Annotated in this window: 21 protein-coding genes, 1 other RNA gene and 6 pseudogenes; 8 read left to right on the forward strand and 20 right to left on the reverse strand. The window is 72.1% G+C overall.

Annotated elements, in window-relative coordinates; translation table 11 throughout:
* Positions 1-104 precede the first annotated feature (104 nt).
* Entirely contained in the window at positions 105-734 is a 630-nt protein-coding gene (locus tag AC38ZX_RS19195; protein WP_491295523.1) for a hypothetical protein, read from the forward strand.
* 27 nt (positions 735-761) lie between these two features.
* On the opposite strand, the gene AC38ZX_RS19200 is transcribed toward AC38ZX_RS19195, so the two are convergent.
* From AC38ZX_RS19200 to AC38ZX_RS19210, 3 genes and pseudogenes are all read right to left on the reverse strand, one after another.
* Positions 762-1,340, reverse strand: a complete 579-nt coding sequence (locus tag AC38ZX_RS19200) for a DUF5063 domain-containing protein (RefSeq protein ID WP_426593375.1) — start codon at positions 1,338-1,340, stop codon at positions 762-764.
* Positions 1,341-1,356: 16 nt separating this feature from the next.
* Positions 1,357-1,955, reverse strand: a pseudogene (recR, locus tag AC38ZX_RS19205) (recombination mediator RecR).
* Between the two features lie 103 nt (positions 1,956-2,058).
* Positions 2,059-4,251: a DNA polymerase III subunit gamma and tau gene (locus AC38ZX_RS19210; protein WP_491295524.1), complete on the reverse strand. Its 2,193-nt coding sequence runs from the start codon at positions 4,249-4,251 to the stop codon at positions 2,059-2,061.
* A gap of 158 nt (positions 4,252-4,409) precedes the next feature.
* Between AC38ZX_RS19210 and AC38ZX_RS19215 the strand changes: the two genes are divergently transcribed.
* Positions 4,410-4,898 (forward strand): tetratricopeptide repeat protein, encoded by a 489-nt coding sequence (locus AC38ZX_RS19215; protein ID WP_491295525.1) that lies wholly within the window; start codon positions 4,410-4,412, stop codon positions 4,896-4,898.
* A gap of 101 nt (positions 4,899-4,999) precedes the next feature.
* On the opposite strand, the gene AC38ZX_RS19220 is transcribed toward AC38ZX_RS19215, so the two are convergent.
* The 4 genes and pseudogenes from AC38ZX_RS19220 to AC38ZX_RS19235 form a co-directional block, all read right to left on the reverse strand.
* Complete coding sequence (locus AC38ZX_RS19220) at positions 5,000-5,866, reverse strand: hypothetical protein (protein WP_491295526.1); 867 nt, start codon at positions 5,864-5,866, stop codon at positions 5,000-5,002.
* A gap of 106 nt (positions 5,867-5,972) precedes the next feature.
* Positions 5,973-6,359: pseudogene (locus AC38ZX_RS19225) on the reverse strand (FtsX-like permease family protein); the annotation flags it as partial.
* Positions 6,356-7,039: an ABC transporter ATP-binding protein gene (locus tag AC38ZX_RS19230; protein WP_426593380.1), complete on the reverse strand. Its 684-nt coding sequence runs from the start codon at positions 7,037-7,039 to the stop codon at positions 6,356-6,358. The gene AC38ZX_RS19230 and the pseudogene AC38ZX_RS19225, both read right to left, overlap by 4 nt.
* Before the next feature lie 97 nt (positions 7,040-7,136).
* Entirely contained in the window at positions 7,137-7,730 is a 594-nt protein-coding gene (locus AC38ZX_RS19235; protein WP_491295527.1) for a LysE family transporter, read from the reverse strand.
* A 79-nt stretch (positions 7,731-7,809) separates the two neighbouring features.
* Between AC38ZX_RS19235 and AC38ZX_RS19240 the strand changes: the two genes are divergently transcribed.
* Positions 7,810-8,310, forward strand: coding sequence for an Lrp/AsnC family transcriptional regulator (locus AC38ZX_RS19240; protein ID WP_491295528.1), 501 nt, complete (start codon positions 7,810-7,812; stop codon positions 8,308-8,310).
* Here AC38ZX_RS19240 and AC38ZX_RS19245 read toward each other — a convergent pair.
* From AC38ZX_RS19245 to AC38ZX_RS19290, 10 genes and pseudogenes are all read right to left on the reverse strand, one after another.
* Positions 8,207-9,484 (reverse strand): hypothetical protein, encoded by a 1,278-nt coding sequence (locus AC38ZX_RS19245; RefSeq protein WP_491295529.1) that lies wholly within the window; start codon positions 9,482-9,484, stop codon positions 8,207-8,209. The two genes, AC38ZX_RS19240 and AC38ZX_RS19245, sit on opposite strands and share 104 nt — an antisense overlap.
* Positions 9,484-9,580: signal recognition particle sRNA small type (ffs, locus tag AC38ZX_RS19250), an RNA gene on the reverse strand. The genes AC38ZX_RS19245 and ffs overlap by 1 nt, the downstream gene beginning before the upstream one ends.
* 83 nt (positions 9,581-9,663) lie before the next feature.
* Positions 9,664-10,317, reverse strand: a complete 654-nt coding sequence (locus AC38ZX_RS19255; RefSeq protein ID WP_491295530.1) for a PfkB family carbohydrate kinase — start codon at positions 10,315-10,317, stop codon at positions 9,664-9,666.
* A 94-nt stretch (positions 10,318-10,411) separates the two neighbouring features.
* Positions 10,412-10,588, reverse strand: a pseudogene (locus AC38ZX_RS19260) (PfkB family carbohydrate kinase); the annotation flags it as partial.
* On the reverse strand, positions 10,585-10,860 hold the full coding sequence (locus AC38ZX_RS19265; RefSeq protein ID WP_491297489.1) for a carbohydrate kinase family protein: 276 nt from the start codon (positions 10,858-10,860) through the stop codon (positions 10,585-10,587). The pseudogene AC38ZX_RS19260 and the gene AC38ZX_RS19265, both read right to left, overlap by 4 nt.
* A 118-nt stretch (positions 10,861-10,978) precedes the next feature.
* Positions 10,979-11,521: pseudogene (locus tag AC38ZX_RS19270) on the reverse strand (carbohydrate kinase family protein); the annotation flags it as partial.
* Complete coding sequence (locus AC38ZX_RS19275) at positions 11,518-12,408, reverse strand: carbohydrate ABC transporter permease (protein WP_491295531.1); 891 nt, start codon at positions 12,406-12,408, stop codon at positions 11,518-11,520. The pseudogene AC38ZX_RS19270 and the gene AC38ZX_RS19275, both read right to left, overlap by 4 nt.
* Positions 12,408-14,231, reverse strand: coding sequence for an extracellular solute-binding protein (locus tag AC38ZX_RS19280; RefSeq protein WP_491297490.1), 1,824 nt, complete (start codon positions 14,229-14,231; stop codon positions 12,408-12,410). Before AC38ZX_RS19280 ends, AC38ZX_RS19275 begins: the two co-directional genes overlap by 1 nt.
* The gene (locus AC38ZX_RS19285) at positions 14,143-14,694 is read right to left on the reverse strand and encodes an ABC transporter substrate-binding protein (RefSeq protein WP_491295532.1); all 552 of its coding nucleotides are present in this window, start codon (positions 14,692-14,694) and stop codon (positions 14,143-14,145) included. Before AC38ZX_RS19285 ends, AC38ZX_RS19280 begins: the two co-directional genes overlap by 89 nt.
* Positions 14,695-14,717: 23 nt before the next feature.
* Positions 14,718-15,596 (reverse strand): SIS domain-containing protein, encoded by an 879-nt coding sequence (locus tag AC38ZX_RS19290; protein ID WP_491295533.1) that lies wholly within the window; start codon positions 15,594-15,596, stop codon positions 14,718-14,720.
* A gap of 131 nt (positions 15,597-15,727) precedes the next feature.
* On the opposite strand from AC38ZX_RS19290, the gene AC38ZX_RS19295 reads away from it, so the two are divergent.
* The gene (locus AC38ZX_RS19295) at positions 15,728-16,342 is read left to right on the forward strand and encodes an amidohydrolase family protein (protein ID WP_491295534.1); all 615 of its coding nucleotides are present in this window, start codon (positions 15,728-15,730) and stop codon (positions 16,340-16,342) included.
* Complete coding sequence (locus AC38ZX_RS19300; protein WP_491295535.1) at positions 16,239-16,790, forward strand: amidohydrolase family protein; 552 nt, start codon at positions 16,239-16,241, stop codon at positions 16,788-16,790. Before AC38ZX_RS19295 ends, AC38ZX_RS19300 begins: the two co-directional genes overlap by 104 nt.
* Positions 16,791-16,792: 2 nt before the next feature.
* On the opposite strand, the gene AC38ZX_RS19305 is transcribed toward AC38ZX_RS19300, so the two are convergent.
* The 3 genes and pseudogenes from AC38ZX_RS19305 to AC38ZX_RS19315 all read right to left on the reverse strand — a co-directional run bounded on the left by AC38ZX_RS19305 (position 16,793) and on the right by AC38ZX_RS19315 (position 18,937).
* A complete protein-coding gene (locus AC38ZX_RS19305; RefSeq protein WP_491295537.1) occupies positions 16,793-17,215 on the reverse strand; it encodes a class II fructose-bisphosphate aldolase in 423 nt (140 codons plus the stop codon).
* 68 nt (positions 17,216-17,283) lie between these two features.
* A pseudogene (locus tag AC38ZX_RS19310) lies at positions 17,284-17,646 on the reverse strand (class II fructose-bisphosphate aldolase); the annotation flags it as partial.
* A gap of 22 nt (positions 17,647-17,668) precedes the next feature.
* Positions 17,669-18,937, reverse strand: coding sequence for an alpha-glucosidase/alpha-galactosidase (locus AC38ZX_RS19315; protein WP_491295538.1), 1,269 nt, complete (start codon positions 18,935-18,937; stop codon positions 17,669-17,671).
* Positions 18,938-19,107: 170 nt separating this feature from the next.
* Between AC38ZX_RS19315 and AC38ZX_RS19320 the strand changes: the two genes are divergently transcribed.
* The 3 genes and pseudogenes from AC38ZX_RS19320 to AC38ZX_RS19330 form a co-directional block, all read left to right on the forward strand.
* A complete protein-coding gene (locus AC38ZX_RS19320) occupies positions 19,108-19,491 on the forward strand; it encodes a DeoR family transcriptional regulator (protein ID WP_491297491.1) in 384 nt (127 codons plus the stop codon).
* The gene (locus tag AC38ZX_RS19325) at positions 19,404-19,844 is read left to right on the forward strand and encodes a DeoR/GlpR family DNA-binding transcription regulator (RefSeq protein WP_491295539.1); all 441 of its coding nucleotides are present in this window, start codon (positions 19,404-19,406) and stop codon (positions 19,842-19,844) included. Before AC38ZX_RS19320 ends, AC38ZX_RS19325 begins: the two co-directional genes overlap by 88 nt.
* Positions 19,845-19,915: 71 nt before the next feature.
* Positions 19,916-20,992: pseudogene (locus AC38ZX_RS19330) on the forward strand (FAD-dependent oxidoreductase); the annotation flags it as partial.
* Positions 20,993-21,050 lie beyond the last annotated feature (58 nt).

Below are 21,050 nucleotides of genomic sequence, written 5' to 3' on the forward strand. Positions count from 1 at the left end.
CCTGAGCCCGTCGGAGATCGCCACGGGCAAGCTTCCTCGCGGCCTGGCTGGCCGCGTGCGCGTTCCTCGTCGCGAGCCTGCCGTTCCTGGTCCTCGCGCTCGCGATGGGCGGCACCCCCGTGATGTCGCTGGTCCGGGTCGTCCTGATCATCGCGGTCCTGCTCGCGGCCGTCTGCGGGATCGGCCTGGGCTACTCCGCGCTCGGCGCGCGCGCCGCGGGATCGACGGTGCTCACGTTCCTGACCGTCGCGGGTCTGACGCTGCTCACGCCGATCCTGTTCGCGACGACCTATCCGTCGATCTCGCACGAGGAGTCCGTGACGGTCTACACGAACGCCCAGAGCTCACCGGGCGACGACAGCTGCACCTACGTCACCCAGACGCGGTCCGTGGACCACACCGAGCGCACGTGGTGGCTGCTGGGCATCAACCCGTTCGTCATCCTGGCCGACGGCGCCGAGGCGGCCCCCACCCGGACCGCCGAGATCCGCGACCCGCTCTCGGCCATCCGCCAGGGCGTGCGCACCCTGCGCGCGGGGCCGGCCTCGCCGATCGACGAGTGCTGGCTGGTCGGTCAGCCGCCCGCCGACGTGCAGGACAACATCTCCACGACGCCGTTCTGGTACTGGGGCCTGGGCGCCAATGTGCTGCTCGGCGCCGCGGGATTCACCATCGCCGTCCGGCGCCTGCGGATCCCGCAGAGGAAGCTGCCGCGCGGGACGCGGGTGGCCTAGGGCGCGCGCGGGACCCGGGTGACCCGCCTAGGGCTGGAGGGCGTCGTACTCCGCCTCGGCGGCGACGTCGTCCTCCACGTCGAGGCGGAGGTGGGCGAGGATCGCCTGCAACGTGCGCAGGACGCTGGACGCACGCTCGCCCCAGTCGGACAGGTAGCTGAACTGCCACCACCACAGGGCTTCGAGCACGTGGCCGCTCTCGTAGTGCCGCAGGCCCTGGGCCAGTGCTCCGGCGATGCCGACGAGGTCGCCGGAGATGCTCGACCGCTCGATGTCGACGCCCAGCAGGGGGTCGATGACCTCGGCGTACTCGTCGATCCCCTCGAACACGTTGGCCAGGTTGGCGCGCAGCGGGTCGACGTCCGGGTCCGGGCCGAGGTCCGGCTCGAACCGCTCGAGCGGCACCACGTCCGTCGTCGCGCCCAGGCGTGCGCCGGCCGCGAGGATGTCGCTCACGGCCAGCAGGAGCAGCGGCAGCGCCGCGTCCGGGGCCGAGCCGGCGGCGACCTCGGTGACGGTGCTCAGATACCGGCGGGACTCGTCCGCGACGGCGAGCGCGATGTCCCGCAGGTCCGCGTCGACGGTCGTCGTGTGGTGCGGTGTCATCGTCCCTCGTCCCCCTCTAGGCGCTGATCCGCCGGCGGCCCTCGAACGCTCGTCCGAGCGTGACCTCGTCGGCGTACTCCAGGTCGCCGCCGACCGGCAGGCCGGACGCGAGCCGACTGACCGTCAGACCCATCGGTACCAGCATGCGCGCGAGGTAGGTGGCTGTCGCCTCGCCCTCGACATTCGGGTCGGTGGCGAGGATCACCTCGGTGACCGTCCCGTCGGCCAGCCTGCTCAGCAGCGACTGGATCCGCAGGTCGTCCGGGCCGACGCCGGCGATCGGGTTGATGGCCCCACCGAGCACGTGGTACCGGCCGCGGAACTCGCGGGTCCGCTCGATGGCGACGACGTCCTTGGGCTCCTCGACGACGCAGATCGTGGCCAGCGACCGGCGCGGGTCGCGGCAGATGCGGCACTGCGGCTCCTGCGCGACGTTGCCGCAGATCTCGCAGAACACGACGCGCAGCTTGACCTCCGTGAGCGCGTCGGCGAGCCGACGCACGTCCGCGGGGTCGGCCGCGAGCAGGTGGAACGCGATGCGCTGGGCGCTCTTGGGACCGACGCCGGGCAACCGCCCGAGTCGTCGATCAGATCCTGGACCGCACCCTCGTACACGTCCGCCAGCCTACGGGGTCAGGGCATCCGACCCGTCGGGCGCGCGGACGCCCTGCGCGCCTTCGCAGGCACAGGCCGTCCGGTCCGCTCGTGAACTACAAGGTCAGGCCGAGCCGTCGTCCAGCTGCTCGTCGATGACCGTGCCGCCCAGCATCTGCGCGACCAGGGGCGCGCCGATCAGCGACGAGCCGCTGATCTCCGGGTCGTCCGGCGACGGCTCGTCGGGTACGCCCGGCACGATGCGCGCCGCCGACTCGCGGGCCGCGGCCGTGCCTCGTTCGCGGGCGGTGCCCTGCGCGGCGGGCGGCGGGCCGCTGGCATCGAGGTCGTCCGGCACGTACGGCGGCTCGCCCGGGTCGTCGTGCGGCGGCTCAGGAGCAGGTGGTTCGTCGTCCCAGGAGGCGGCCGCCTCGGCCGGGGTCACCGCGCGCGGGTTCTCGCGGTCGTTGACCGGACGGGTCGGGGCGGCGTCGGCCGCGGGCGCGTTCGCCTGCTCCGTCAGGATCCCCTCGACGCGGACGTCGAATCCGAGCGTCTCGCGCACGGCCCGCGCGACCACCTCCGCGTGCGCGCCGTTCCGGAACGTCGTCGCGAGCGCGGGGTTGTCGAACGCGATCCGCAGGGTCGTCGCGTCGAGGTCGGCCACCTGCGCGTTGCGCGGGTCGATCAGCGCCCACGTCACGCGACGCAGGCCCTTGACCGTCTCGAGCACCTCGGGCCAGCGCCGACGGATGACCTCGGTCTCCTGACCGGTGCCGTGGGCAGCCGCTGCGACGACAGGCGGAGCGACGGGCGGGGGTTCCGCGACCGCGAGGGCCGGCGCCGCGTCGGTGTCGGTGCTGGGTGTGGACCGTTCGGGCTCAGGCGTGCCGACGGGCCCGACGGCAGGGTCGGACTCGATCGCGACCGGTTCGGGCTCGACGTCCACCGCGACCGGGTCGGGTTCGACGACCGCCGGCACGGCGGGCACTGACGCGGCGGCCATTGGTGTTGCGGGTGCTGCCGCGACGGGCAGTGGGTCGGCCGCCTGCGCTACCGGCGCGGGCGGGATGGGGCGCGTGAACGGCGCGGGCTCGCCGGGGCGCGGCGCTTGCGTCGTCGCGACCGGCACACGGACCCCGTCGGCCGGCAGCCCGCGCTCGAGGCGGTCGAGCCGTGCGCCGACCGACGAGCGCGTGTCCTCGGCAGCCGGCAGGAGCAGCCGGGCCATGAGGAGCTCGAGGTGCAGGCGCGGGGAGGTCGCGCCCGTCATCTCGGTGAGCGCGGCGTTGGCCAGGTCCGCCGACCGCGACAGCTCCGAGGCCCCGAGGTGCCCGGCCTGCAGGCGCATGCGGGTCAGCTGGTCGGACGGCACGTCGCGCAGGGCGGCCTCGGCCGCGTCGCCGGACGCGGCGATGACGATGAGGTCGCGGAAGCGTTCGAGCACGTCCTCGACGAACCGGCGCGGCTCGTGGCCGGTCGAGATGACGCGGTCGACCACCCGGAACGCGGACGCACCGTCGCGAGCGGCGACGGCCTCGACGACGTCGTCGAGCAGCGAGGCCTGCGTGTACCCGAGCAGGTCCGCGGCGCCCTCGTAGGCGAGCTCGGCCCCGCCGGACCCGGCGATCAGCTGGTCGAGCACGGACAAGGTGTCGCGCACGGATCCGCCGCCCGCGCGCACGACGAGCGGGAGCACGCCGGACGCCACCTGCACGCCCTCGGAGTCGCAGAGCTGCTGCAGGTACGGGACCAGGACGTCCGGCGGCACGAGGCGGAAGGGGTAGTGGTGCGTGCGCGAGCGGATGGTGCCGATGACCTTGTCGGGCTCCGTCGTCGCGAAGATGAACTTGATGTGCGGCGGCGGCTCCTCGACGATCTTGAGCAGCGCGTTGAAGCCCTGGTTGGACACCATGTGGGCCTCGTCGAGGATGAACACCTTGTACCGGTCGCGCGCGGGGGCGAACGTGGCGCGCTCCCGCAGCTCGCGGGCGTCGTCCACGCCGCCGTGGCTGGCCGCGTCGATCTCCACCACATCGAGGCTGCCCGGCCCGCCGCGCGCCAGCTCCACGCACGACTCGCACACGTCGCACGGGGTGTCGGTGGGGTGCTCCTCGGTGTTCTGCGCGCAGTTGAGGATGCGGGCGAGGATGCGCGCGGACGTCGTCTTGCCGCAGCCGCGCGGGCCGGAGAACAGGTACGCGTGGTTCACCTGGCCGCTGCGCAGCGCCTGCCGCAGGGGTGCGGTGACGTGGTCCTGCCCGATCACCTCGGCGAAGTTCTCGGGCCGGTACCGCCGGTACAGGGCTGTGCTCACGCCACGAACCCTAGACGCCCGCACCGACACCTACGATCCGTTCGTGACTGTCGACCAGCGCATGCTCGACGACCTCTGGGACTTCGCCGACCCGGCCGCCAGCGAGGCCCGGCTCCGAGCGGCCGCTGGCGCCACCACCGGCGACGACCGCGCCGAGCTTGACCCAGGTCGCCCGCAGCCTCGGCCTGCAGGAGCAGTACGACGAGGCAGACGCGCTGCTGGACACGGTCGAGCCCGTCCCACCGACCGTCGCTGCACGGGTCGCGCTGGAGCGCGGGCGTGTGCGCAACAGCTCCGGGCGCCCGCAGGAGGCGATCCCGTACTTCGAGCAGGCGGTCTCCGCGACGGTCGACCCGTTCCTCGTCGTCGACGCCCTGCACATGCTCGCGATCTCGGACGGCGAGCGCGCACCCGGGTGGACCGCCCAGGCGCTCGCGGTCCTGGCCGGCGTGACGGACGAACGGACGCTGCGCTGGCACGTCGGTCTGCACCACAACCTGGGCTGGTCGCGGCTGCGGGCGGGAGACGCGGCCGCGGCCCTGCCCGAGCTCGAGGCGGCCCTGCGTGCGGCCGTCCGCTGGGGCACCGAGCAGCAGGTCGAGTGGGCCGTCGAGGCGGTCGACGAGTGTCGCGCGGCGCTCGGGTAGGAGGCGGGTGCGTGCGCACCCAGCCGCTCCTGGGACGAAGTGGCGAAGGCCGTGTCCCATGAGCATCCGTCCGTCACCGAGGTCGTCACGTCGACGCGGCGCTAGTCCGCGCGGACCACCGTGTCGGTCAGCACCGAGCGCAGCAGCGGGCGCGACGTCTCCGTCGCGACGAACACCAGCGCGCACCCGACGGCCAGGAAGGCGAGCAGCAGGAGGATGCCGGTCGGGTCGCTGACAGCCGCGGTGCCCAGCAGCGGCAGGAACATGACGAGCGCCGTCACCGCCGAGCCGACCGCGACGAACAGCAGCGGTACGAGCACGGACCGCCGACGCACCGAGTCCAGCAGCTCGACGGGCATGCCGGCCAGGTTCTGCAGCGCGATCTCGCGACGCCGGTCGAGCACCGCGGCCGCCTGCGCGATGCCCGCCGAGACGGCCGCCAGCAGGAAGGCCACGACCAGCGTGACGAGCGCGCCGGTGACCAGGTCGTCCTGCAGCATGGCGCCCTGCGGGTCCTGCGACGCGTCCACGGACGTGATCGACGGGACCACCGCGAGCGCGCCGGCGACGAACCCGGCCAGCCCCAGCCCGCCGACCACCCGCCACGCGGCCCGCGGGTCGTCGAGCAGACGCCGGGCAGCCAGGAGCCGCGCCGGCGTCGTCGCACGCCGGGGCTGCGCCTTGCCGACAAGGCCCAGCACCCACGGCCCGACGACGTTGAGCATGGCGAAGCCGATCGCCATGGCACCCACCAGGGCGCCGATCGCGGCGGGCCCGAGCGCGCCGCCGACCACGCTGACCGTCATGAACAGCCCGATGCCCACCAGCGCGACGACCAGCCGGACGAACCCCATGCCCTTCGGCGACGTCCGACGAGCGACGCCCAGGGGCGAGATGGCCACGCGCCGCAGCGAGAACGCCCCGGACAGCCCGGCGAGCAGCGGCACGGCGACCAGCGCGACCAGCAACCCCTGCCAGCCGACCCAGAGCTCCCCCGACGCTGAACGTGGTGCCCTGGAACGGCAGCAGTGCGACGAGCGGCAGGAGCGCGACGTAGAGCAGGATGCCCAGGACGGCCCCGACGAGCCCCTGCCAGGCGGTCTCGACGAGGGTCAGCACGACCACCTCGCGCGACGTCACACCGAGCAGCCGCAACGTGGCCAGCCGGGCGTCGCGGCGGGCGACCCCGAGGCGCGCGGCGCTGCCGCCGAGGGTCAGCAGCGGGACCACCAGCAGGACGACCGCGACCCACGCGAGGATCTCGTACAGGGAACGGACGTCGTTCTGGCCGGGCGCCAGGGGCTCGTGGGCACGCGCGACGAACCCGAGCAGGCCACCCACCACCGACAGCGTCAGACCGGTGGTGACGGCGAACGCCGTGACGGCCAGCGACGTGGTCACGCGCGAGTCGCGGCCGCCGGCGCGCTGGAACCGGGGCGCGAGGGCGACGACGGGGTTCATCGACGGACCGCGCTGCCCACGACGACGCCGTCGCGCACCTCGATCCGCCGGTCGCACCAGTCGGCGACCTGCGCGTCATGGGTCACGACGACGAGCGACGCCCCCGCCACCCTCGTCGTCTCGACCAGCACGCGCATGACGTCGTGGCCGGTCGACTGGTCGAGAGCGCCGGTCGGCTCGTCGGCGAAGACCACCGCGGGCCCCGTGATCAGTGCGCGCGCCACGGCGACCCGCTGCGCCTGACCGCCCGACAGCTCGCCCGGGCGCCGGCCCTCCATCCCGGCGAGCCCGAGCGAACCGAGCCACCGGGTTGCCTGCGCGGTGGCGTCCTTGCGGCTCGCGCCCAGCAGCATCGCCGGCAGCGCGACGTTCTCCACCGCGGGCAGCTCGGACAGCAGCTGGCCGAACTGGAAGACGAAGCCGTAGTGCTGGCGACGCAGCAGCGAACGTTCGCGGTCGCTCAGCGCGCCGACGTCGCGACCACGCAGCGACACCGATCCGCGGTCCGGGACGAGGATGCCCGCGAGGCAGTGCAGCAGCGTCGACTTGCCGGAGCCCGACGGACCCATCACCGCCAGCGACTCCCCGTCCGCGAGGTCGACGTCGACGCCCGCCAGCGCGGTCGTGCTGCCGAAGGACTTGACCAGGCCGCGTGCGGCCAGGCGAGGTTCGATGCTCATGCGTCCACCGTCGCCGCTCCTGGGCGGGACGGCGTCGGGCCAGGGTCGCGGTGTGGGAGACCGGCCGTGCGACCACAGGCGGACGCCGATCCCCCTGTCAGATGAGGACGGACACGCCCACCAGCACCACGATCGCCGACCCGACCGTCGAGACCCAGCGCCGTGCTGCCTGCGACAGGCGAAGTCCGAGCAGCCCACCGGTCAGCGCCAGGACCAGCTGCCAGGCCAAGGACGCCAGCCCGACGCCGACGACGAACGCGACCGACGACCCGCGCACGTCGGCGGCCATGCCGATCGCGACGGTGGCGAACGTGATGGCGGTGAGCGGGTTGACCAGCGTCAGACCCACGAACCTCAGGTAGGTGCCGTGCGACGACGCCGGGGGCTGCTCGATTGCGAACGGAGCCTTCGCGGGTCGACGCAGCAGGCCGACCACGCCGACCGACACGAGCACCGCGGCGCTCAGGATGCGGATCGGTCCCTCGTGCGCCGTGACCAGCCGGCTGACGGGCGCACCGACCGCCACGGCGCCGATCCCGTAGAGCAGGTCGACCGTCGCGATCCCGAACGCCGCAGCGACGGCGACCCGCACCCCGTCGACCAGGGCGCTGCGCATCAGCAGCACGCCGACCGGGCCGACGGGCATCGCGACGGCGAACCCAGCGAGCGCGCCGAGAAGGAAGGGGTGCACGGGCCCAGCGTCCGTCCCAGAGGCCGAGGACGTCACACCGGTAGTGCGGATATCGTCGCCAAACTGCGACAATCGCCGGATGGATCCGATCGACGAGGCAATCCTTCGCGAGCTGACCGCGGACGCGCGGATTCCGTACAGCGACCTGGGCGAGCGCGTCGGCCTGTCGCCGAACGCCGCCGCGAACCGCGTCCGGCGCCTCGTCGACACCGGGACCATCCGCGGCTTCACCATCCTCAAGGGCGCGGCGACGTCCCTGCCGGCGGGCCTGGAGGTGTTCGTCGAGGTGCGCCTGGCGGACGGGACGACGAACGAACAGTTCTCGGCGGCGATCGCTCGCGGCTTCCCGCAGGTGCTCGACGCGGTCCACGTGACGGGCTCGTACGACTACCTGCTCCACGCGGTGGTCGCCGACCCGTCGGCCCTCGACCACCTGGTCCGCGGCCTGAAGCGCGAGGCGGGCGCCAGCCAGACCTTCACCCGCCTGGCCCTACGCCTGAGCCGCAGCCGACGGGTGGCCGCGTGTCGCATGCGCCGCCGCCGGACCGGGCGTCGAGAACACAGTTATCGACGCCGCTGACGGTCGGGGCGTTCATCACTGTGTTCTCGACGTCGGTCTGGCGTTCCGCGTCGGCCGCCACGTCGGCTCGGCGCGCTGGCGACGCGACCACAGCCCACCGTCGCGCACAGCGTGCGCCATGGGGTGACCCGCGCGCCGGTCCGGTGATCACGATCGGTCCGTGAATGTTCCCGTCTCGCTTCGCTCGCTCGCGTTTCGGCAGGAGGACCTCCTCGCGTCGCACCAGTGCGACGCGATCGGCGTGACGGTTGGCATGCGGCGGCGGCTCGTACGCGCCGGTCGTTGGGCTCGCGTCACGCGCGGGGTCTACGACGTCGACCCCTCGCGCGACCGCCGACGTGCCTCCGAACATCGACGGCGACGCGCCGCGTGGCTCGGCATGCTCGCCTACGGACCGGACGCGATAGCGGTCGGATCGTGCGCGCTCGCGCTGCACGGCGCGAACGGCCTTCCGCTCGACATTCAGCCCGAGGTCGCACTGCCGTCGGGGCGCTCCGGCCTCGGGCGTGATGGCATCCGCGTCCGGCAGCTCAGCACTGTCGAGTCCGAGAGGTTCGGCGATCGGCAGATCGCGACGTTGCATTTCGCCCTGGTCACCGCCCTGCCCGAGCTTGGCCGGCTGCACGCCGTTGCCGTCCTCGATGACCTGGTCCATCGGGGTCGTCTCTCGATGGTCGAGCAGCTGGCGCCGCGGCTGCGGGGTCGGCGCAACTGCATCGAGGCGATCGAGTGGCTGGCCCTCGTCGACGGCAGGGCAGAGTCGCCGCTCGAGACGTTCGCTCGGCTCGAGTGCATCGACGCCGGGATACCGCCCGACGAGCTCCAGCTCGTGGTGACCGCCCACGACGGGACGTTCCTCGGCCGGGGTGATCTGGCCTGGCGCCTGGTCGGTGGCCGATGGCTCGTCGTCGAGGTCGATGGCCGCGAGTTCCACGATCAGCCCGACGCGCTGCACCGCGACCGGATACGCCAGAACGCGATGCTTCTTCGCGGCGATGTCGACCTGCTCCGCTTCACGAGCACCGACCTGGCGACGCGCGGGCTGGTAGGCCGCACGGTCCGCGAGGCCCTGCGCGCCGATCGAGAACGCAGTTATCGACGCGAAACGGGGAACGGACGTCGGTAAGTGCGTTCTCGTCCGCGAGGGCGGGCCCGGGCGCGCGGCGTCGGGCATGAAAGGACCCCCCGCACACCCGTCAGAGCTCACCTGCCCTTGCTGCCTTCCGGCCCTGGGGGAGTTCAGCGAGATGACGCCGCACGAGGGGTCGTCGACAATTCTAGCCCAGCTCTACGCCCGCCAGGACGCGTCCACGAGCCGGCCCGGTGAGGTGCACACCACTCACACCACCACAGTCACGCGGCGAGCAGCACGACCTCCGCCGCGAGGCGTGCGACCACCGCGGGATCGAAGCGCGCGGCGCCGGGCACCAGGGCGTTGGCGCACCCAGCGGCGGTCGCCAGGCGCAACGCGTCGTCCAGACCGCGGCCGTGGTCGAGGGCGTGGACGAGCGCGCCGAGCACGGAGTCGCCGCTGCCGACGGGGAACTGACCGACCACGTCGGGCACGGCGGCGGTGAACGTCGACGACCCGTCGGTGGCACGCAGGCCGGCGACCCCGTCGGTCACGACCACGACTCCTCGGCTCAGAGCGTGCAGCGCGGCGACGAGGTCGGCGAGGGGAGTGTCGGCGGGCACGGCGAGCACCTCGCAGGCCTCCGAGCGGTTCACCTTCAGGAGGTCGACACCCCCGGACGCCAGGAGCGCGAGCAGCGCCGGGCCGTGGCTGTCGACTGCGACGCGCCCGCCCGCACCGGAGACGGCGTCGACGAGCTCGCGCAGGGGCGACGGTCCGAGGGACTCCGGGACGCCCCCGCTCACCAGGCACCAGCCGCCTCGGGCCGAGATGTCGGCCCCGAGGACGGCGAGGAACCGGTCGTAGACCGCTCGCGTGACCGGCGTCGCGTGCTCGTAGATCTCGGTCAGCGCACCCGTCGACCGCGCGTGCACGCTGACGCACGTCCGCGTGCAGCTCGGTGCCGTCGACGACCCGCAGGTCCACTCCGTCGTCGCGCGCAAGCGAGGCGACCACCGAGCCCGTCCCGCCGCCGAGCACCGCCACCGCCCCGACCGACGACCCGAGCAGCGCCGCTGCGCGGGCGGCGTTCAGCGCCTTGCCACCCGCCACCCGGTGCACCGCGAGCGGGCGCTGGATGCCGGTGAGCTCGTCCACCTCGTAGGTGACGTCGAGCGACGGGCTGACGGCGGCGGCGGTGATCATCGCAGATCGTCGAGCGTCGCCTGGCGACCTGTGCCACCGGCTCCGAGGGTCGACAGCGAGCCCGCAACCGTGGCCCAGCGCAGCCGCTCCCCCTCGTCGTCGATGCCGTGCGCGACGGCCGCGAGGTAGCCGGCGTCGAAGGAGTCGCCGGCGCCGGTGGTGTCGACGACGTCGACCGGGAGCCCAGGCGCCTGAACCGAGAAGCCGGCGCCCACCGACCAGCCGCCGTCCGCGCCGGCCTTGACGACCACGCGCGGGCCGAACGACGCCAGCCGATGCGCGACCTCGAGATCGGACCCGGTCGCACCCGCGACCGCGCCGAGAGCACGGAGCTTCGGACAGGTTGGGCAGCAGGACGTCGACGAGCGGGAGCAGCGAGAGCACGCCGTCCCAGGCGTCCGCCGGGTCCCAGTTGGTGTCCAGGCTGACGGTCACCCCAGAAGCACGGACCTCCGCCAGGAGCACCGGCAGCTCGGCAGCGAGCGTCGGCTGGAGGAAGTACGAGGCGACGTGCAGGTGACGCGCACCGGTGGCGGCGAGCGCGGTCCGGACGGCGGAGGCCCGCAGCGTCGGGATGGTGCCCGGCACCGTCAGGATCGCGCGGTCGTCGGCGGCCGACAGGATGACCGACAGCCCGGTCGGCGTCGACGGGTCGACCTCGACCTGCGACGTCCCGACGCCCGCCGCACGGAGTGCGTCGAGCTCGAACTGCCCGAGGGCGTCGTCCCCGACGCGTGCGACCAGCGAGGTGGGCACACCGAGGCGGGCCAGGCCGCACGCCACGATCGACGCACTCCCGCCGAGGACCAGGCCGTCGGACGACACCAGCTGCTCGGCCTGCCCGAACCGAGGCACCACGTCGCCGCGCAGCACGAGGTCGACGTTGGCGTCCCCGGCGACGAGCACGGCGGGCACGACGGCACGGCTCTTCATCCCTTGAGCCCCGAGAACGTCATGGTCGCGATGAACTGCTTCTGGGCGATGAGGAAGAACACGATGAGCGGCAGGGTGGCCACGACATTGCCGGCCATGAGCAGGGACCAGTCCGTGCGGCGATCGCCCTGGAAGTTGGTGATGCCGAGCTGGAGCGTGAAGTGGGCCGGGTCGTTGATCGCGATGAGAGGCCAGACCAGGTCGTTCCACGAGCCGAGCAGCGTGAAGATGGCGAGCGTCGCCATCGCGGGCTTGGCCAGCGGCAGCACGATCCGCCAGAACACTGCGAGCCGGCTGCAGCCGTCGAGCACCGCCGCCTCCTCGAGCTCGGCGGGGAGCGACAGGAAGAACTGCCGCATGAGGAAGATGCCGAACGCGGACGCCAACCAGGGGACGATGGCGGCGCCGAGGGTGTCGATGAGGCCGACCCTGGCGAACATCACGTACGTCGGGACCATGAGCAGCTGGGTCGGGATCATGATCGTCGCGACGATGGCGAGGAAGCCAAACGTGCGACCGGGGAACTTCAGCCGCGCGAACCCGTAGCCCGCCAGCGAGCACAGGACCAGGTGCGACACGACGCCGACGGTGGAGACGATCGCGGTGTTGAGCAGCCAGCGCAGGATGTCCGACTCGGCGAACAGCTTGGTGAAGCCGTCGAGCGTCAGCGACGACGGGATCAGCCTCGGCGGGAACTTGTTGATCTCCGAGGCGGGCGTGAGCGCGGTGAGGAACATCTGCACGAACGGCAGCGCGAAGAGCAGCGCGATCGGGAGGAGCAGGACGTGCCACCACCAGTGCCGACGGCCACGAGCGCGGCTCCGGGCGAGCGGGATGTCGTCGGGGGTGTCGGGCACCGGGGTGCGCGAGAGCATCTGGACCGCCATCAGAACGCCTCCACCTTCGCGCGACGGGAGTAGAGCACGACGCCGCCGGTGATGATCAGCGTCACCGCGAACAGGCCGTACGCCACCGCCGACGCGTAGCCGAACTCGAGGTCCTTGAAGGCCGTCTGCCAGAGGTAGTAGACGATCGTCTGCGTCGCGTCGAGTGGTCCGCCGCGGGTCGTCGTGTAGACGAGGTCGAACAGCTGGATGGCCTCGATGACCTGCCAGACGGTGACGAACACGGTGACGGGCGCCAGCTGCGGGAACGTCACGTGCCAGAACGACTGCCACCGGTTGGCGCCGTCGATGCGGGCGGCCTCGAGGAAGCCGACGGGATGTCCTGCAGCGCTGCCAGGTAGATGACGGTGGTGAACGCGGCCTGGCCCCACAACGACATCAGGGTGATGACGACCATGGCCTGCGACGGGTCCTCGAGCCAGCCCTGCTGTGGCAGGTGCAGGGCCCGCAGGACCGTGTTGGCCAGCCCGAACTGCGGGTTGAACAGGTACGTCGTCAGGATGCCGGTCGCCGCGGCGGAGGCGACGAACGGCAGGAAGATCGCCGTCCGGTAGAAGCCGATGAGGAACAGCGAGCGGTTCAGCAGCATGGCCAGGCCCATGCCCATGAGCACCGACGCCGGCACGAACAGCGCCGTGTAGAGCATCGTGTGCCCGACCGCGTCCCGCAGGGCGGCGTCCGTGACCATCTGCTGGTAGTTGCCGATGCCCACCCAGGTCGGCGTCGAGAAGCCGTCCCAGCTTCTGCAGCGACAGCCAGAACGCCCAGGCCGCGGGGAAGATCGAGAGGCCGAGCACGATGAGCATCGCCGGGGCGACGAACCCCCATCCCTGCAGCCCGGCCCGACGACGCTCCTTCCGGCGACCGGGTGTCACCGCCGCGCGCCGCGCGTGCGCCTGCGGGAGGAACGCGCCGCGGCGCCCCGCCGTCGTGCTCGCCATCGTCACCCTCCGAGGGCCTGCGTCGAGGTGGCGGCGGCCTGCTTCAGCGCGTCGGCCGGGTCGCCCTGGCCCTGCAGCACCTCGGAGATCGCGGAGCCGATGGCCTCCGAGAAGCTTGACGTAGCCCTTGACCGTCGGCCGTGCGTGCTTGGAGTTGACCATGTTGGCGGCCATGACGTCGAGACCCGGCAGCGCCTGGACCTGCGCAAGGAACTCGGGCGACTGCGCTTCGGAGGGCCGCAGCGGCAGGTTGCCGTACGCGACGTTCCACTTGATGTCCTGCTCCGCCGACGTCAGCCACTTGGTCAGCTCGTACGACCAGTGCGCGCGGTTGGCGTCCTTGTGGTCGAACAGCACCCACAGGTCCGGGCCGGAGACGCTCTCGTGGTTGCCGTCGGTGCCTGGCAGGGGCACGACGCCGTAGCTCGTCTTGGCGGTCTGCAGGTCGTAGAGCGTCCAGGGACCCGACGTGATCATGCCGATCCGGTCGCTCGCGAACAGCTGCGCGGCCTTGGTGTCAGTCTGGTCGAGGTACACGCTCTTGTCGTCGACGGCCATGTCACGCAGCAGGGTCAGAGCCTTCACGCCGGCGTCCGAGTCGAAGGTCGCCGTCTTCTGGTCGGCCGAGAGGATCTCGCCGCCGTTCTGCCAGAGGTGCGGCCAGAACTGCCACGTCGTCTCCTCGGATCCCGAGACCGAGTAGCCGTAGCCGTAGGTGTTGGTGTCGGCGTTGGTCAGCTTCTTCGCCGCCGCGCGGAAGTCGTCCCAGGTCCAGTCAGCAGTCGGATAGGCGACGCCTGCGGCATCGAACACCGTCTTGTTGTAGATCAGCGTCAGGTTGTCGACGACGGCCGGGAAGCCGATCGTCGTCGTCCCGTCGGGCTGGGCCGTCTGCTGAGCGGACGCCGGGAAGCTCGTCCCACTTCACGTCCGGGTCCTTCACCTGCTCCGTGATGTCGAGCGTGCGCTTCGAGCCCTGCAGCTCGCTCGCCCAGGAGCCGTACGCGTAGGAGACGTCCGGGTAGGTGCCGCCCGCGAAGCCCGCGGACAGCTTCTGCAGGAGCTCGTCTGTCGAGGGCGCGCCCGAGGACACGTCCACCGTGACGTTCGGGTGCAGCTTCTCGAAGTCCTTGGCCAGGCCTTCGAGGATCGTCTCGGCCTGGTCGGCCTGGCCGGTCCACCAGGTGATGGTCGTCTTGGCCTGGGGGTCGAACGTCGCGGCGCCCTTCGGGGATCCGCCGGAGCAGGCCGCGAGGGCGAGGGAGACGACGGCAGTGGCCGCAACGAGGGCGGCGAGACGTGCACGGGGCGAGCGCTGGGGGGACAACTCGATCTCCTCGGGTCGGCGTTTCAGGACAGGACGACGGAGCGGGTGAGGTGGCGGGGTGTGTCGGGGTTGAGGCCTCGGCTCTCGGCCAGGGCCACAGCGAACCGCTGCGCCTGCACGAGCTGGACGAGCGGGTCCTCGTCGCTGGTCAGCACCTGTGCACCCGTGGCCTCGATGTCGGCGACGAGCGACGGGTCGGCCGCGCCGAAGATCGTGACGAGCGAGCCCGGGTGGGCCACCGCGATCGGGCCGTGGCGGTAGTCGAGCACCGGGTAGGACTCCGACCACGCCTGCGCGGCCTCCCGGACCTTGAGGGCTGCCTCCTGTGCGAGGCCGTAGGTCCAGCCGGTGCCGAGGTACACGACGTGGTCGATTCCGTCGACGGGTACGGGCAGTGGCTCCTCGAGCGCGCGTCGGGCCGCCGCGACCAGAGGGACGACGTCGTCCCCGAACATCGAGCGAGCGATCATCAAGGTCGTCGTCGGGAACCGCGTCTGGACCACCGACTCCTCGTCGACGTAGTCGAGCAGGAGGACCTCGTCCACCCGCCGCGCGACCGGGCTGTCCGCGACCCCGACGATCGCCGCCGTCCGGGTGCCGGCCTCGACCAGCTCGAGCGCCGCGAGCACCTCGCTCGTCGTGCCGGAGCGGCTGATCACGAGCACCCGATCGTACCGGCGACCCGGACGCCACTCGGACGCATAGGCGGCGTCCGTCAGGCCGAGTCCCGCCTGCTCGCGCAGGACGGCCAGCGACTCTGCGACGAAGGCGCTCGTGCCGCAGCCGAGGATCAGGACGCTCTCTCCCGGCCGGCCGAAGATCGCCCCGGACGCCTCCTGCAGGGCGCGTGCCCACACGACCGGCTGGCTCGCGATCTCTTGCGCGGTGATGCTGCTGCTCACGGTGTTGCCCTCTCGTCTCCGGCTCCGGAGTTGACGCCGGTGCCGTGTGCGCAATACTGCGTACCTGAGTGATCGATCCGCAATGAAACTGCGGCAAACGCTCACTTTGACTGAGCGCGAGAGGACACCGCATGCCCGACTGGACCGCAGCCGCCCACCTTCGCGTGGCGGACTGGCACCCGCGCGGCAGGCTCGCCGCACAGGTCACGGACGTGAGCCGCACCGCTGTGCCGTCGGTCGACGTGCACAACCACCTGGGCCGATGGCTCACGCCGCCCGGCTGGACCGCCCCCGACGTCGGCGCGCTGCTCGACCTCATGGATCGACGCAACGTGGCGACGGTGGTCAACCTCGACGGGATGCGCGGCGACGAGCTCGAGGCGAACCTCGACCGCTACGACCGCGCGCACCCGACGCGTTTCGTCACGTTCTGCCAGCTCGACTGGACCGTGCTCGCACAACCTGACGGTGAGGCCCTGCTCGCCGGGCAGCTGCGCGACTCAGCCCGGCGGGGCGCCCGCGGCGTCAAGGTCTGGAAGAACCTCGGGCTGACCGTCCGCGACGCCACCGGCGCGCTGGTGCTGCCCGACGACGAGCGGGTGGTGCGCACCCTCGGGCTCGCCGGAGAAGCTCGGGCTCCCGGTGCTCATCCACGTCGCCGACCCTGTCGCGTTCTTCGACCCGGTCGATGCGGACAACGAGCGGATCGACGAGCTGCAGGCCAACCCCGACTGGTGGTTCGGTGACCGGGCGGTCCACCCGACGTTCGACCGCCTGCTCACGGCCCTCGAGACGCTCGTGCTGGCGACGCCGCAGACCACCTATATCGGCGCGCACGCCGGGTGCGTCGCGGAGGACCTCGACCGCGTCGAACGCCTCCTGCAGGCCGCACCGAACTGGCACATCGACATCGCCGGGCGGATGGCCGAGCTCGGGCGGCAGCCGCGCCGGACCCGTCGACTGGTCGAGGAGTTCCCCGACCGCGTGCTGTTCGGCACGGACTCCTTCCCGCTCACCGACGAGGCCGTCCTCACGCACGTCCGGTTCCTGGAGACCGCGGACGAGGCGTTCGAGTACGCGCCCGGCGAGGACGTGCCTCCACAGGGACGGTGGACCGTCTCGGGCCTGCACCTGTCGGCATCCGCACTCGAGGCGTTGTACGCCGGCAACGCGCGCCGCATCCTGCGGCTCTGAGGTCAGGCGGCGTCGATCGTCGCGCAGCTCGCCGCGACCACGGCCGCGACTGCCTCCCGGGCAGGCGCGAGATAGCGGCGCGGGTCGGTGAGCCGGCCGTCCGCGGCGAGCGCGAGCCGGACCTGTGCGGTGAGCGCGGCGTTGAGGGCGGTGCCCACGTTGATCTTGCGGATGCCCGTCCGGACGGCGTCCTGGAGCGCCTCGGGTGGGACGCCCGACGAGCCGTGCAGCACGAGCGGCACGGGCACGGCGGCGCACAACCGCGCGAGCAGGTCGAGGTCGAGACGGGCGGTCGCGCTGGTCATCGCGTGCGAGGAGCCGATCGCGACCGCGAGCCCGTCGACGCCGGTGGCGGCGACGAACGCGGCGGCCTCGTCGGGGTCGGTCCGCGCGCCGGGCGCGTGGGCGCCGTCCTTGCCGCCCACCTCGCCGAGGCTTCCGCCTCGACCCAGAGGTCGACCGCGTGCGCGGAGCGAGTCACGGCGGCCGTCGTCGCGACGTTCTGCGCGTAGTCCAGGTGTGCGGCGTCGACCATCAGGGACGTGACGCCGTACTGCGACGCCGACGCGACGCCCTCGGACAGCAGCCGCGCGTCCTGCAGGTGGTCGAGGTGCAGCCCGACGGGCACCGACGCCGAGACCGCCAGCTCGTGGCACGCCGCGAGCAGGGGCCCCGCGCGACCCTCCCGGTACCGGACCGCGTTCTCGCTGACCTGGAGCAGGCCCGGCGAGCCCGCGCGCTCGAGGCCGGCGACGATGCCCTCGGCGTGCTCGAGCGTGATGACGTTGAAGCAGAGCACGGCCGTCCGTCGACGGACGGCGTCGTCGACGAGGTCCCGGGTGCGTGCCGCAGTCACAGTGCCCGCAGCGGTTCCGGGATCAGGTCCCCGTGGGCCGCGACAGCTCGTCGCACAGGTCCCAGATCTGGGTCGGGGTCAGCGACGAGCTCGCGTTGCCGTCGACGAGCACCGCCTGGCGCACCAGGCGCGGGTCGCCCGTCCGCACCGCCTCGACGGTCAGCTCCGCGACCGACAGGTAGGTGCGGTTGAGGGCGGCGCACTGCACCGGCAGCGCACCCATCGCGAACGGCGTCACGCCGGCCGCGTCCACCAGCGCGGGGACCTCGACGGCCGAGCCGGCGGGCAGGTTGTCGATCAACCCGTGGTTGGGCACGTTGACGTGGATCTCCCGCGGCGTGCCGGTCAGGATCGAGTGGATGATCTGCGGCGCGTACTCGGACGCGCCGCCCTCGAGCGGCAGCGGCGACCCGGCGGCGAGCAGCGTCTTGGCCTGCTCGAACTCCGCCACGTTCTCGCGGCTGATCCCGATGTACTGCAGGGGCTCGATGCGGAACCTCTCGACCTGCTCGTCGGACCGCAGGAACCACGACAGATACTCCGACGAGTGCTCGCTGGTCTCGGTCGGGTAGTACCCGATGCGGCGGAACATCTCGACGCGCACCCGGCGCTCGAGCTCGGGTTCCTGCTCGATCTTCGCGCGCAGTCGTGGGTAGAGGTCCTCGCCGTCGTGCGTCCACTCCGTCAGCCAGGCCTGGTGGTTCACGCCGAACGCGCGGAACCGGGTCTCCTCGACGTCCAGGCCCAGCAGCTCGGCCAGGTCGTGCGCCGTCCAGTAGACGGAGTGGCACAGCCCGAACGTGCGGATGTCCGGCGCGACGACGGACGCCCACCACACGTTCATGGCCATCGGGTTCGTGTAGTTGAGCAGCAGCGCGTCCGGGCAGACCGCGCGCATGTCCTCGAGGATGCCGGTGAGCACGGGGAACGTGCGCAGCGCGCGGAACACCCCGCCCACCCCGGTCGTGTCGCCGATGGTCTGCCGCAGGCCGTACCGCGCGGGGATCGTCAGGTCGGTGATCGTCGCGTCGATCCCGCCCACCTGCACCATGTTGATGACGAAGGCCGCGCCGTCGAGGGCCGCCCGGCGGTCGAGCGTGGCCGTGATGGTCGCTGGGTGCCCGAGCTGTTGCACCAGCCGGTGCGCCGTGCCCTCGGCGACGGCGAGCCGTTCCGCGTCGATGTCGTGCAGTGCGAGGTCGAGCTCGAGGTTGCCGAACCGAAGGAGGTCCGCCACCAGCTGACGAGTGAACACGACGCTCCCGGCGCCCACGAACGCGATCTTGGCCATGCCTGGATGATCGTCGGGCTGAGCGATCCGTGCAAGAATCCGTCAGGCGATCACTCGAAGTGATCATTCTGACTGAGCGAACCCGGAGGACGCCCGGCATGCCCCACCCCCAGGACGCGCCTCGAGCGACGTCGCGCAAGCGGTCGGACCGGATGCTGGCCGTGCTCGCCATGCTCGAGTCGGGCGACTCCGTGACTCTCAAGGACCTCACCGGTGCGCTCGGGGTCTCGCCCGCCACGATCCGGCGTGACCTGGCCGACCTCGAGGAGCAGAGGCTCCTGGTGCGCACGCACGGCGGGGCGCGGGCCTTTGCGAGCACGTCACGCGCCGAGGTGCCCGTCCGCCTGCGCGACTCGCAGTTCCGCGTGGCGAAGCAGCGGATCGCCCGACGGGCCGCCGAGCCATCCCGACCGGCCCCTACAGCGTCGCGATCAGCGGCGGCACGACGACCGCCGAGGTCGCCAAGGTGCTCGCCACCCGGCCCGACCTCGCCATCGTCACCAACGCGCTCACCACGGCGATGGAGATCGCCTCACGCCCGAACCTCAAGGTGATCATGACCGGCGGCGTCGTGCGGTCGAACTCGTTCGAGGCGGTCGGCGTCATCGCCGAGAACACCTTCAACGCGATCAACGTGGGCACCGCCATCCTCGGCACCGACGGGATCAGCGCGGCCGGCGGCGCGACCACCCACGACGAGACCGAGGCGCGCACCAACAACGCGATGGTCAGCCACGCGCAGCGCGTCGTCGTGGTCGCCGACGGGTCCAAGGTCGGACGTGTCACTCTCGCCAAGATGGCCGACCTCTCGCAGGTGCACGTCCTCGTCACGGACACGACCGCCGATCCGGACGAGCTCGCGCGCATCGTCGCCGCGGGCGTCGAGGTGCTCATCGTCGACGTCTAGCCGGCCGTCCGTTCATCTGCCCGTGATTCGTGGGACTCACGCGGGGACCTGTTTGTGGGCAGACTGCGCGTATGACCGTTGAGGAAGCGCCGGACGTGCAGGTTCCCGACGAGGGGCCCTTCGACTACGACCTCGTCGTCATCGGCACCGGGCCCGGTGGTCAGAAGGCGGCGATCGCGGCCGCGAAGCTCGGGCACAAGGTCGCGATCGTCGAGCGTCGGCACATGATGGGCGGCGTCTCGGTCAACACCGGCACCATCCCCAGCAAGACGCTGCGCGAGGCCGTCATGTACCTGACTGGCATGGCGCAGCGGGAGGTCTACGGCGCGAGCTACCGCGTGAAGTCCGACATCACGATGGACGACCTGTTCGCGCGCACGCACCACGTGATCGGTCGCGAGATCGAGGTCATCCGGGCGCAGCTGCTGCGCGACCACGTCGACATCCTCAACGGCACGGGATCGTTCGTCGACGCCCACACCCTCGCCGTGACCGAGGAGGAAGCGGTCCACCCGACGCTGATCACCGCGAGGTTCGTCGTCATCGCCACCGGGTCCAAGCCGCACCGGCCGGACACCGTGGGTTTCGACGAACGCACCATCCTCGACTCGGACGGCGTGCTCGCGCTGGAGACCGTCCCGGGGTCGATGGTCGTCGTCGGCGCAGGGATCATCGGCATCGAGTACGCGTCGATGTTCGCGGCGCTCGGCACGCGCGTGACGGTCATCGACCAGCGCCCGGCGATGCTCGAGATGTGCGACCCCGAGGTCGCGGAGTCGCTCAAGTTCCACCTGCGCGACCTGTCGGTGTCGTTCCGCTTCGGTGAGACGGTGGCCGGTGTCGAGAGCAACGGGCGGGGCACCGTCACCCGCCTGGCCTCGGGCAAGCGCATCGCCGCGGACGCGGTCATGTACTCGGCCGGCCGGCAGGGGCAGACCGACTCGCTCAAGCTCGCGAACGCCGGCCTGAGCGCCGACTCCCGCGGCCGCATCAAGGTCGACGACCAGTACCGGACCGAGGTGCCGAACATCTTCGCCGTGGGGGACGTCATCGGGTTCCCCGCGCTCGCGGCGACGAGCATGGACCAGGGCCGGCTGGCCGCGTACCACGCGTTCGGCGAGCCCGCCCGCGAGCTGCAGTCGGTGCAGCCCATCGGCATCTACACGATCCCCGAGATCTCCTACTGCGGTCGCACCGAGGAGGAGC

The organism is Cellulomonas sp. McL0606, from assembly GCF_058248365.1.